Genomic DNA, 12,943 nt, shown 5'->3' on the forward strand with positions numbered 1-12,943 from the left:
ACCCGTATGCTGTGGGCCGACTATCTGCCCATTCAGGAGCGCTTTTTCGTGAGCACCAGCAATCGCATTCTTCTCGGCGTGAATATTGACCATGTCGCCACCCTGCGCCAGGCCCGTGGTACCCGCTACCCGGATCCGGTCAAGGCCGCACTGGACGCCGAAGAGGCGGGCGCCGACGGCATCACCGTGCATTTGCGCGAGGACCGCCGCCACATCCAGGAGCGCGACGTGTTGCTGCTCAAGGATGTGCTGCAGACCCGCATGAATTTCGAAATGGGCGTGACCGAGGAAATGATGGCGTTTGCCGAACGCATCCGTCCGGCGCATATCTGCCTGGTACCGGAGACGCGTCAGGAGCTGACCACCGAAGGTGGCCTGGATGTGGCGGGGCAGGAAGCACGGATCAGGGCCGCGGTGGAGCGGCTGTCGAAGACCGGTGCCGAGGTGTCGCTGTTCATCGACGCCGACGAGCGCCAGATCGAAGCCTCCAAGCGTGTCGGTGCCCCGGCCATCGAACTGCACACCGGTCGCTACGCCGATGCCGAGACGCCCACTGATGTAGCCGATGAGCTGCAGCGCGTGGCCGATGGCGTCACTTTCGGCCTGGCCCAGGGTCTGATCGTCAACGCCGGCCATGGTCTGCATTACCACAACGTCGAAGCCGTGGCGGCCATCAAAGGCATCAACGAACTCAACATCGGCCATGCGCTGGTGGCCCATGCGTTGTTCGTTGGGTTCAAGTCGGCGGTGGCGGAGATGAAGGCGCTGATCCTGGCGGCTGCCAGAACCTGAGCCTTGCCTCATCCCTGTGGGAGCGGGCTTGCCCGCGAAAGCGATAGATCAGCCAGTAAAGATATTGACTGACACTCTGCTATCGGGAGCAAGCTCGCTTTCACATTTGGTAGGGGGAGGCGTTAAAGCGGCGGCGTTTCCTGGTTCGGTTTGCTCTTGTCGACGCCCGGTACGTGCAGGTTGCCCTCGGCCACCTGGTCGCCTTCCAGTTGTGGTTGCGTCACCCAGGTCAGGATGTCGTAGTAGCGACGGATGTTCGCCACGAAGTGTACCGGCTCGCCGCCCCGGGCGTAGCCGTAGCGGGTCTTGCTGTACCACTGTTTCTGGGACAGGCGCGGCAGGATCTTCTTCACGTCCAGCCACTTGTTGGGATTCAGCCCTTCCTTGGCCGCCAGTTTGCGGGCATCGTCCAGGTGTCCGCTGCCGACGTTATAGGCGGCGAGGGCGAACCAGGTGCGGTCCGGCTCCTGAATGCTTTCGTCCAGTTGGTCCTTCATGTAGGCCAGGTACTTGGCGCCGCCCATGATGCTCTGCTTCGGATCCAGGCGGTTGGACACGCCCATGGCCTGGGCAGTGTTCTGGGTCAGCATCATCAGGCCACGCACCCCGGTCTTGGAAGTGACCGCCGGTTGCCAGAGCGATTCCTGGTAGCCGATAGCGGCCAACAGGCGCCAATCGACCTTTTCCTGCTTGGCATAGGTCTTGAAATGTTGCTCGTACTTGGGCAGCCGTTGCTGCAAATGCTGGGCGAAGGTAGTGGCACCCATGTAGCCGAGGACATCGACGTGGCCGTAATAGCGATCCTTCAACCGCTGCAGGGTGCCATTCTTCTGCACCTTATCCAGATAACTGTTGATTTCGTTGAGCAGGCTATTGTCTTCGCCGAGGGCCACCGCCCAACTCTGGCTGCGAGCGTCGCCCAGATCGAAGGCTACGCGTACGTTGGGAAAGTACACCTGGTTCATCGCCACTTCGTTGGAGTCCACCAGGGTCAGGTCGATCTGGCCTTCATCGACCATGCGCAGCAGGTCGACCACCTCGACCGCGTCGGACTCTTCGTACTCGATGCCCGGGTATTGCTGTTTCAGTTGCGCCAGCTGTTCGGCGTGGGTGCTGCCCTTGAGCACCATGATCTTCTTGCCCGCCAGGCCAGCGGCGTCGGTGGGGCGCGACTGGCCGTTACGGTAGATGACCTGCGGCGTCACTTCCAGGTAAGAGTGAGAAAACCGCACCTGTTTCTTGCGCGCCTCGCTGCTGACCAGGCCGGCGGCGGCCAGGACCGGGCCGGTGGGCTTGCCGATCTGGCTGAACAGGTCATCGAGGTTGTCGGCGGTCTCGATCTTCAGCTCCACCCCCAAATCGTCGGCGAAGCGCTTCACCAGCTCGTATTCGAAGCCGGTTTCACCATTGCGATCCTGGAAGTAGGTGGCAGGGCTGTTTCGGGTGATCACCCGCAGCACGCCATCCTCCTTTACGCGCTCCAGTGTGTTGGGTTTCTCAACACAACCACTGAGCACCAGGAAGAGTCCGGTTGCGATCAGCCATCTGGCGTACCGCGGACGCAAAGCCGTTGGGGAAAACATCTGCGCAGTATACGCAAACGGCCCTTGGCGCCATATCTCGACAGTGACAGGCCAGTCTGGTAGCGGTTGCAAAACATGTCTGCAACACACGCCGGCCGCGGGGGCGAAGGGGATCGGACCGATAAAAAATATATCTGCGCGATGCCGGCAATGGCGCCATCGGCACAAAGACCGACATCCGGCGAGCATCGGGCATGCCGTTTCGGGTGCCGTTGGCGGCGGTTTAGGCTAGAATGCACGGCCTCAAAGCACACCCCCTTCCCGAGGCTGTCCCGAAGATGTTGATCCTGCGCGGCGCTCCTGCCCTTTCTGCCTTTCGCCACAGCAAACTCCTTGAGCAACTGAGCCAGAAGGTCCCGGCTGTCAGTGGCTTGTATGCTGAGTTCGCTCACTTCGCCGAAGTCACCGGCGGTTTGACCGGCGACGAACAGCAGGTGCTCGCGCGCCTTCTGAAGTACGGTCCCAGTGTTCCCGTCCAGGAACCGACCGGTCGTCTGTTCCTGGTCCTGCCGCGTTTCGGCACCATTTCGCCATGGTCGAGCAAGGCCAGCGACATCGCCCGCAACTGCGGCCTGTCGAAAATCCAGCGCCTGGAGCGCGGCATTGCCTTTTATGTCGCCGGTGAGTTCAGCGAGGCCGAGGCCCAACTGATCGCCGACGGCCTGCATGACCGCATGACCCAAGTGGTGCTGGGCAACCTGGAACAGGCCGCCGGTCTGTTCAGCCACGCCGAACCCAAGCCGCTGACCGCCATCGACGTGCTGGGCGGCGGCCGCGCCGCGCTGGAAAAGGCCAACGTCGAGCTGGGCCTGGCCCTGGCCGAAGACGAGATCGATTACCTGGTCAATGCCTTCCAGGGCCTCAAGCGCAACCCCCACGACATCGAACTGATGATGTTCGCCCAGGCCAACTCCGAACACTGCCGCCACAAGATCTTCAACGCCAGTTGGGACATTGACGGCCAGAGCCAGGAAAAAAGCCTGTTCGGCATGATCAAGAACACCTATCAGATGCACAACGAAGGCGTGCTGTCGGCCTATAAGGACAACGCCGCGGTCATCGTCGGCAACGTCGCCGGCCGGTTCTTCCCGAACCCCGAGACCCGCCAGTACGGTGCAGTCCAGGAGCCGGTGCACATCCTGATGAAGGTCGAGACTCACAACCACCCGACCGCGATTGCCCCGTTCCCGGGTGCGTCCACCGGTTCCGGTGGTGAGATTCGCGACGAAGGCGCCACCGGTCGCGGTGCCAAGCCCAAGGCCGGCCTGACCGGCTTCACGGTGTCGAACCTGCAGATCCCGGGCTTCGAACAGCCATGGGAAAAGCCGTACGGCAAGCCTGAGCGCATCGTCAACGCCCTGGACATCATGATCGAAGGCCCCCTGGGTGGCGCGGCGTTCAACAATGAATTCGGCCGTCCGGCCCTGACCGGCTATTTCCGGACCTTCGAACAGTCCATCGACACCCCGCGCGGTGAGGAAGTTCGTGGCTACCACAAGCCGATCATGCTCGCTGGCGGCATGGGTAACATCCGCGCCGAACACGTGCAGAAGGGCGAGATCGTGGTTGGCTCCAAGCTGATCGTCCTCGGCGGCCCGGCTATGCTGATCGGCCTTGGTGGCGGTGCTGCGTCCTCCATGGCCACCGGCACCAGCTCGGCGGACCTGGACTTTGCCTCGGTCCAGCGGGAAAACCCGGAAATGGAACGCCGCTGCCAGGAAGTCATCGACCGTTGCTGGCAGTTGGGCGACCAGAACCCCATCAGCTTCATCCACGACGTCGGCGCGGGTGGCCTGTCCAACGCCTTCCCGGAACTGGTCAACGACGGTGGCCGTGGTGGCCGCTTCGAACTGCGCAACATTCCGAACGACGAACCGGGCATGGCTCCGCACGAAATCTGGAGCAACGAATCCCAGGAGCGTTACGTCCTGGCGGTCGGCCCGGCCGACTTCGAGCGCTTCCAGGCCATCTGCGAGCGCGAGCGTTGCCCGTTCGCCGTGGTCGGCGAAGCCACTGCCGAGCCGCAACTGACCGTCACCGACAGCCACTTCGGTAACAGCCCGGTGGACATGCCGCTGGAAGTGCTGTTGGGCAAGGCCCCGCGCATGCACCGTTCGGCCGTACGCGAAACCGAGCTGGGCGACGATTTCGATCCGTCCACCCTCGATATCGCCGACGCCATCGAGCGCGTGCTGCACCATCCGGCCGTGGCGAGCAAAAGCTTCCTGATCACCATCGGCGACCGCACCATCACAGGCCTCGTGGCCCGTGACCAGATGGTCGGTCCATGGCAAGTGCCGGTGGCCGACGTCGCCGTGACCGCCACCAGTTTCGACGTCTACACCGGTGAAGCCATGGCCATGGGCGAGCGCACGCCGCTGGCGCTGCTGGACGCCCCGGCGTCGGGCCGCATGGCGATCGGCGAGACCCTGACCAACCTCGCGGCCTCGCGCATCGGCAAGATTTCCGACATCAAGCTGTCGGCCAACTGGATGTCCGCCGCCGGTCACCCCGGTGAAGATGCCCGCCTGTACGACACCGTCAAGGCCGTCGGCATGGAACTGTGCCCGGAACTGGGCATCACCATTCCGGTGGGCAAGGACTCCATGTCCATGGCCACGCGCTGGAAAGACGAGGGTCAGGACAAGAGCGTGACCTCGCCGCTGTCGCTGATTGTCACCGGTTTCGCTCCAGTCACCGACATACGCCAGACCCTGACCCCGCAACTGCGCATGGACAAGGGCACCACGGATCTGATCCTGATCGACCTGGGCCGTGGCCAGAACCGCATGGGCGCCTCGATCCTGGCCCAGGTGCATGGCAAGCTCGGCAAGCAGGCGCCGGATGTCGATGACGCGGAAGACCTGAAGGCCTTCTTCGCCGTGATCCAGGGCCTCAACGCCGACGGCCACCTGCTGGCCTACCACGACCGTTCCGACGGTGGTTTGCTGACTACCGTGGTGGAAATGGCTTTCGCCGGTCACTGCGGCCTGAGCCTGACCCTCGACAGCGTGGCCGAGTCCGCCGCTGAAATCCCGGCCATCCTGTTCAACGAAGAGCTGGGTGCGGTGATCCAGGTTCGCCAGGACGCCACCCCGGACATCCTCGCCCAGTTCAGCGCTGCCGGCCTGGCCGATTGCGTCTCGGTGATCGGCCAGCCGATCAACAACGCCCACATCAATATCACCTTCAACGGCGACACTGTCTTTGAAGGCCAGCGCCGACTGTTGCAGCGCCAGTGGGCTGAAACCAGCTACCAGATCCAGCGCCTGCGGGACAACGCCGAGTGCGCCGACCAGGAATTCGACGCCCTGCTGGAAGAAGACAACCCGGGCCTGAGCGCCAAGCTCAGCTACGACGTCAACCTGGACGTGGCCGCGCCTTACATCAAGAAAGGCGTTCGCCCACAAGTGGCGGTCCTGCGTGAGCAGGGCGTCAACGGTCAGGTGGAAATGGCTGCGGCGTTCGACCGTGCCGGCTTCAACGCGATCGACGTGCACATGAGCGACATCCTGGCCGGTCGTGTCGACCTGAACGACTTCAAGGGCATGGTCGCCTGCGGCGGCTTCTCCTACGGCGACGTGCTGGGTGCCGGTGAAGGCTGGGCCAAGTCGGCGCTGTTCAACAGCCGCGCCCGCGACGCGTTCCAGGGCTTCTTCGAGCGCACCGACAGCTTCACCCTCGGCGTGTGCAACGGGTGCCAGATGATGTCCAACCTGCACGAGCTGATTCCGGGCAGCGAGTACTGGCCGCACTTCGTGCGTAACCGCTCCGAGCAGTTCGAAGCGCGCGTGGCGATGGTCCAGGTGCAGGAATCGAATTCGATCTTCCTGCAGGGCATGGCCGGTTCGCGCATGCCGATCGCCATCGCCCACGGCGAAGGCCACGCGGAATTCGAAAGCGAGGAAGCGCTGCTCGAGGCCGACCTGTCCGGTTGCGTGGCGCTGCGTTTCGTCGACAACCATGGCAAGGTCACCGAAACCTACCCGGCCAACCCGAACGGTTCGCCACGCGGGATCACTGGTCTGACCAGCCGCGACGGCCGCGTCACGATCATGATGCCGCACCCGGAGCGCGTGTTCCGCGCGGTGCAGAACTCGTGGCGTTCGGACGACTGGAACGAAGATGCTCCTTGGATGCGCATGTTCCGCAACGCACGTGTCTGGGTGAACTAAAGGCGTGTACAAGCTCTGCTTCTTCGTCCCGACCAGCCACGTGGACGAGGTCAAAAGCGCCGTATTCGCCGCCGGTGGCGGACGAATCGGCGACTATGACCACTGTGCCTGGCAAGTGCTGGGCCTGGGCCAGTTTCGCCCGCTGGACGGCAGCCAGCCGTTCATCGGCGAGGCGGGGCAGGTCGAGCAGGTCGAGGAGTGGAAAGTGGAGCTCGTCGTTGCCGATGAGCTGATTCGTGGCGTGGTGGACGCGCTGAAACAGAGCCATCCCTACGAGACGCCGGCGTATGAAGTGTGGCGACTGGAGGATTTCTGATCCTTCGCTCGTCGAATGAGGAACCCGCTGATTCAATCAGCGGGTTTTTTGTTTAAGAGCTAACATATTGCCCGCCAGCGCAAGCCGATTCCCACATGGGACCTGCAGTGGGCCCGAAATATGTGCTTGACGCCAATCAACTGTGGGAGCGGGCTTACCCGCAAAGGCGTCGGGTCAGCTTGCATTGATGTTGGACGTACTGGCCTCTTCGGGAGCAAGCCCGCTCCCACGGAGGCTCTCCCTGGCTTGTCTATTGATGTCGGTTTTCGAGGCGGCAGGCTTCTTTTTCGATGCCAATGCATTCGACCGGTTCGCTCACACCTTTCTCGAACCGACGGGCATTCATCAACAGCCCGCCCTTGATACCGCCGATGAACGCGTACGCGCCTTCACGCGTACCTACGTTACGTACCGATAAATCCACTGCCATGCTGTTGGGCCTGACTTCATAGACCCAGCCGCCGTTAGTGGCTTGCTGGGTGGCCCAGAGTTTGGCTTCGCTATAGTCGCGAAATGCGACAACGACCGATTGAGCCAGGGGAGACTCCGGCACCGTCGCCAATCTCAGGTTCGGTGGCAGAGAATTCCAGGCTTTCAGTCCCTGGCTCAGCGCATCCGCTCCCTGCACGGGGTTGATTCTCGTAGAGCCGACTGCCCAGACGGATTGCTTGTTTGTTACCCACGCCAGGCCCTCTGGAGGCACCACTCGGTTCCAATCGATGGAAATCGCAGCGATCTCTTGCATCGTTTCATGGCCGGTGGGTTCACGGTAGTCTGGGTTTGTCACGCAATTGGTAAAATCGAGCGCCCTGCAGGCCCTTTTGATGAACTGCCCCTTTACTCCGCCCGGGAAGCTGATTTCCTCCTCTCGGGGGAAAGGCCCACCCGATTGCACCTGATCGATGCCATGGGGGGCGGTGAGCTCGTAAAGCCACTCACTGGCGTAGTGTTCACCGATGAGTCGGTTGCGTGTTGTGCTACTGAATACCGTCCCCGCCGACCCACCGGCGTGGTTGTACCAATCGTATACCCATTCGTTCTCGGGAACGCCCACAGCCTTGGGCAACAGCCCGTCCCGGAAGGCATTCAGGCCTTGGCCCGTCGTATCGCCCCGGTAGAGCGTGTCCATGTCGGTACGCCAACGCAACGAGGGTACGGTCTTGCGGATATCCACGCTTGAATCCGCAGTGACCTGAAGCCAGGCCTGGTACCAGGGGTCATCTTTCTGCGCTTGGTCCTGAGTTGCTGCCCACGCATCCGGGCCTGCTTGCCGCACGCCTGCCAATACCACGACGACAGTTGCCACCCGTACAAAACCGTTGCTTCTATTCATGATTTGGACACCTCAGCTGGAACGAGGACGCCAATCGAATCACATACTTCATTACGACCTATTCTTCGAATTGACAGTTTAACTACCCGTTGCGCAGTGCGAGGCCCCCCGCTGGGGTGCGCCTCGGCTCACTGCATAAGAGTGAGCGTAGATGACTGTGGTGGGCCGTAATATTTGATTTGTAACAAGCCGCTCTATTGAGTGCAGTCGCGGATGATCAGGTTATGTTTATTGGCTGTAACGACTCGTAGTTCTGCATAACCTGTGATTTCTGACAGTGGCGAGCTCTTGCTCGATGGTCTTTAATCGAAGATTTTGTCGAGGGGCGCTGTAGATAAGCCTCAGGCCGGGTACCGATTCGGACTTACTCCGGGCGGCGATCCGGCGAAAGCGGACTGTCGGTTGATAGATGTAGCTGGCCCAACGCTTTCGCGAGCAGGCTCGCCCCCACAGGTACAGCGCAGCTCCCTCGCCAAGGAGCTAGGCCCCTGTATCGACCTTGCGACCATGCGCCAGACCATCCAAGGCCTGCCATAACCTCGGCGCCTTTTCCCCCAGCAGTAAGTGCCAGACGCCACCTTCCAGCGGGCTTATACCCTGACACCCTAACCTTTGGAGCTGAATTTCCGACAAGCCCTTGTCGTCGGCCAGTCGCACCCGTAGCCGGCTCGTCGCCACGCAATCGAGTTGCAGGAGGTTGTCCTGGCCTCCGAGGGCGTCCAGCCATTGTTGCGCTTCGGTGCTGGAGAGGGCAGCTGGCGTCGTCTGCACAGCGACATTCGGTACCGATGCGGTGACCGGACGAATGGCGCAAGGCACTGCCAGGCGGATTTCATCGGCAATGCTGTCGGCCATCGGCCCCACCACCACCTGCAGGCTCCCGCCGTTACCGGGGCGCACCACGGCCATGGCGCCGAGGGCTTTGAGCTGGGCATCGGACGCCTTGTTGCGATCCACCATGTCCAGCCGCAAGCGCGTAGTGCAGGCACCGATGGTGATCAGGTTGTCAGCACCACCCAACGCCTGGATGTAGGCCGCAGCTCGCTGGTTTTCGGCGATGACCGGTTTGTCGCCTGTCGGCACCTCTTCACGTCCCGGAGTCTTCAGGTCGAAGCGGCGGATGCAGAAGTCGAACACGGTGTAGTAGATCACCGCGTAGGCCAGGCCCACCGGCACCACCAGCCAACCGTTGTTCGATTTGCCCCAGCCCAGGACCATGTCGATGAAGCCGCCGGAGAAGGTAAAGCCCAGGCGGATGTTCAGCCAATCGGTGATTGCCATCGACAAACCGGTGAGCAAGGCATGCAACAGGAACAGCAACGGCGCCAGGAACATGAAGGCGAATTCCACCGGTTCGGTGACTCCGGTGAGGAACGAGGTCAGCGCCATGGATAACAGGATCCCGCCCATGACTTTTCGCCGCTGGGGCAGGGTGTTGCGGTACATCGCCAGACACGCGGCGGGCAGGCCGAACAGCATCACCGGGAACATGCCGGTCATGAACTGGCCGCCATTGGGGTCGCCGGCGAAGTAACGGGTCAGGTCGCCGGTGACTACCGCACCCGTCTGCGGGTCGGTGAAACTGCCAAAGATGAACCAGGCCATGTTGTTGAGGATGTGATGCAGGCCGGTGACGATCAACAGCCGGTTGAACACGCCGAACACGAAGGCGCCGAAGCTGCCGCTTTCCATCAGCAGGGCGCCGAAACTGTTGATGCCCTGCTGGACAGGCGGCCAGATCAGGCCGAACACCACCCCCAGACCAACGGCGCTGAAACCGGTGACGATCGGCACGAAGCGTCGACCGCCGAAGAACGCCAGGTATTCCGGCAGCTTGATGTCCTTGAAGCGGTTGTACAGCGCACCGGCCAGCAGACCGCTGATGATCCCGGCCAACATGCCCATGTTGATAGTGGCGTCGAGGACCTTCAGCGTGGCGATCAGGACCAGGTAGCCGATGGCTCCGGCCAACCCCGCCGTGCCATTGTTGTCCCGGGCGAAGCCCACGGCGATGCCGATGGCGAAGATCATCGCCAGGTTGGTGAAAATCGCCTGCCCGGCATCATGGATGATGGCGATGTTCAACAGGTCGGTGTCGCCCAAGCGCAGCAACAGGCCGGCAATCGGCAGGATCGCGATAGGCAGCATCAGTGCCCGGCCGAGGCGTTGCAATCCTTCGATGAAATGCTGATACATGGCGCTTCTCCTTTTATTGTTCTTCGACCGGACTCAGCCCAGGGGCCAGTGTTGGTGACAGGCGCGGCGCACCGCGGCCGCGCTGCCCAGGTTCAGCAATTCGGCGCTGAGGCATGCGCACTTGACGGTGTCGAGGTGGCGCACGCGCGCCTTGATCTCGCCGATCTGCGACGGGCTGACCGATAACTCCCGCACCCCCAGCCCGACCAGTACCGGCGTCGCCAGCGGATCGGAAGCCAGGGCGCCGCACACGCCGACCCCGCGCCCATGCTTTGCGGCGCCGGTACAGGTCTGGGCGATCAGCCGCAGCAGCGCCGGGTGCAGCGCGTCGACACGGGCGGCGAGGCCAGCATGATCGCGGTCCATGGCAAGGGTGTACTGCGACAGATCGTTGGTGCCGATGGACAGGAAGTCGGCATGCTCGGCCAGTTGTTCGGCCAGTAACGCGGCGGCCGGTACTTCGATCATCACCCCCAGTTGCGGGCGTTCCTTCACGCCCAGTTCCGCCGCCAAGGCATCGAGGCGCTGGCGGATGTGCAGCAGTTCGTCGACCTCCGTCACCATCGGCAACAGAATCCGGCAACGTTCCAGCGGGCGGGTTTGCAGCAAGGCCCGCAGTTGCTGATCGAGCAGTTCCGGTCGCGCCTGAGCGAGACGAATGCCCCGCAACCCCAGCACCGGGTTGGCTTCGGCCGGCAGCGGCAGATAATCCAGCTGTTTGTCGCCGCCCACGTCGATGGTGCGGATGATTACCGGTTTGTCGCCCATGGCGTCGAGCACGGCTTGGTAGGCCTGGCATTGTTCCGCTTCGTCGGGGGCGGTGTGACGGTCGACGAACAGGAACTCGGTGCGCAGCAGTCCCACGCCATCGGCGCCGTTTGCCAAGGCCTGGGCTGCCTCAGTGCTGGAGGCAACGTTGGCGGCGACCTCGATATGCACGTCGTCGAGCGTCCGTGCCGGGGTGTGGGCGAGGATCTGCTGCCGGGCACGGCGGGCCGCATGCTGGCTTTGGGCTTGCTGCACCCGTGCCAGGCGTTCGGCGGTGGGCGCCAGTTCGAGACGACCGCCGTCTGCGTCGAGCACGACCGTTTGCCCGGATGCCTGGGTCAGCAGCTGCGGGCCGAGTGCCACCAGGCAAGGCAGGCCTTTGCCCCGCGCCAGGATCGCCACATGGGAGGTTGCGCCGCCTTCGGCCATGCAGACGCCGGCCACACCCTGGGCACTGAGTTGCAGCAGGTCCGACGGGGTCAGCTCCTGTGCGGCGACAATGCTTCCCGCCGCGACGTCGAATGAGCAGGCTTCACCCAGCAAGGCCCGCAGCACCCGCTGGCGCAAGTCGCGCAGATCGTTGGCGCGCTCCGCCAACAGAGCGCTGCCCAGTTGCTGCAACACTTGGCATTGCGCCTCAATGGATTGGCTCCAGGCGTGGGGCGCGCCGTGGCCCTGGTCAATAGCGAGATGGGCGGCATCCAACAAGATCGGGTCTTCCAGCAACGCCAGATGAGCATCGAAAATCGCCTCCTCGTTGTGATCGCCTCGGATTCTGGCGTGGTCGAGGGTGCACCGGATCTCGTCGCTGACCTGTTCGAGGGCCAGCTCCAGCCGCTGGTGCTGTGCCTGGATGTCATGGCCACCCACGTCGTCCGGCAACTCAATGGCACCCAGCCGGACCAGCGGTCCGGCCACCAGGCCAGGCGCGGCCAAGACACCTTGCAGCACACCGTCCTCGGCGGGATGACGTTGCGGTCTTGCCACGGGCGCAGCCGCCTGGGTTTCCTCGGCCAGGGCTGTGGATAAGGTTGCCAGCAAGGCTTGCAGTGCGGCTTCGGCATCGCTGCCACGGCAACTGACGTGAACCTCCGCCTGCTCGGCGATGGCCAGGCCCATCAACCCCATGACGCTGTCGCAGGCTGCCGATCGGCCGTCGAAATGCAGATGCGAGCGGCTTTTGAAACGTCGGGCGGTCTGGCGAACCAGCGCCGCTGGCCGGGCGTGCAGGCCGCCGCGATGAGCGATGCGGATCTGGCCGCGGACTTCGATGCCGCCGTCCTGTTCACTGTCTTGTGTTCCACCTGGCGTCGTGGCGATGAGGTGCATCAGCGGCTCGCCGACGTTCACCCCTTTGAGGGTGATGGGGCGCGCCTGGAAATGCTCGCCATTGGTGATGACCAGCAGACTCACCAGGCTCTTGCAGCGCCGCGCCACCTTGTCCAGGTCGTAGCGCAGCAGCGGCTGGCCGTTGCTGACCCGGGCGCCTACTTTGACCAGCATGGAAAACCCGTCGCCCTGTAGCTCGACAGTGTCCAGCCCCAGGTGCAGCAACAGTTCGGCGCCGTTGTCGGCGCGCAGGGTCACGGCGTGGCCCGTACGGGCGACGTGAATCACTTCGCCGTCGCAAGGCGCATGGAGTGTGTCGTTCAGCGGGTCGATGGCGATGCCGTCGCCCATGGCGCCGCTGGCGAACACCGCATCCGGGACACTGGCGAGGGTGAGCACCGGGCCGCTGAGCGGGGCGCTGAGGATCAGCTCTTTATTGTTCTTGGACATG

General features: G+C 63.0%; 7 protein-coding genes. 3 read left to right on the forward strand and 4 right to left on the reverse strand.

The genetic code is table 11. From position 1 onward, the window contains the following. The first annotated feature begins 6 nt into the window (after positions 1 to 6). Positions 7 to 792, forward strand: a complete 786-nt coding sequence (gene pdxJ / locus AD666_RS01260) for a pyridoxine 5'-phosphate synthase (RefSeq protein WP_275300505.1) — start codon at positions 7 to 9, stop codon at positions 790 to 792. A gap of 122 nt (positions 793 to 914) precedes the next feature. Here pdxJ and mltF read toward each other — a convergent pair whose 3' ends face one another. Continuing rightward, positions 915 to 2,375, reverse strand: a complete 1,461-nt coding sequence (mltF, locus tag AD666_RS01265; RefSeq protein ID WP_082339626.1) for a membrane-bound lytic murein transglycosylase MltF — start codon at positions 2,373 to 2,375, stop codon at positions 915 to 917. Positions 2,376 to 2,653: 278 nt separating this feature from the next. Here mltF and purL point away from each other — a divergent pair, with 278 nt between their 5' ends. Together purL and AD666_RS01275 are read left to right on the forward strand one after the other, a co-directional pair. Then, positions 2,654 to 6,550 (forward strand): phosphoribosylformylglycinamidine synthase, encoded by a 3,897-nt coding sequence (gene purL, locus AD666_RS01270; RefSeq protein ID WP_053146756.1) that lies wholly within the window; start codon positions 2,654 to 2,656, stop codon positions 6,548 to 6,550. Positions 6,551 to 6,554: 4 nt separating this feature from the next. Beyond that, the gene (locus tag AD666_RS01275) at positions 6,555 to 6,866 is read left to right on the forward strand and encodes a YqfO family protein (protein ID WP_053146757.1); all 312 of its coding nucleotides are present in this window, start codon (positions 6,555 to 6,557) and stop codon (positions 6,864 to 6,866) included. A gap of 250 nt (positions 6,867 to 7,116) precedes the next feature. Here AD666_RS01275 and AD666_RS01280 read toward each other — a convergent pair whose 3' ends face one another. From AD666_RS01280 to ptsP, 3 genes are all read right to left on the reverse strand, one after another. Beyond that, complete coding sequence (locus tag AD666_RS01280; protein ID WP_053146759.1) at positions 7,117 to 8,199, reverse strand: hypothetical protein; 1,083 nt, start codon at positions 8,197 to 8,199, stop codon at positions 7,117 to 7,119. A gap of 480 nt (positions 8,200 to 8,679) precedes the next feature. Beyond that, positions 8,680 to 10,395: an N-acetylglucosamine-specific PTS transporter subunit IIBC gene (gene nagE / locus AD666_RS01285; protein ID WP_053146761.1), complete on the reverse strand. Its 1,716-nt coding sequence runs from the start codon at positions 10,393 to 10,395 to the stop codon at positions 8,680 to 8,682. A gap of 33 nt (positions 10,396 to 10,428) precedes the next feature. Further along, positions 10,429 to 12,942, reverse strand: coding sequence for a phosphoenolpyruvate--protein phosphotransferase (gene ptsP / locus AD666_RS01290; protein WP_053146763.1), 2,514 nt, complete (start codon positions 12,940 to 12,942; stop codon positions 10,429 to 10,431). Position 12,943 lies beyond the last annotated feature (1 nt).

The organism is Pseudomonas sp. Pf153 (assembly GCF_001269775.1).
GTDB lineage: Bacteria > Pseudomonadota > Gammaproteobacteria > Pseudomonadales > Pseudomonadaceae > Aquipseudomonas > Aquipseudomonas uvaldensis.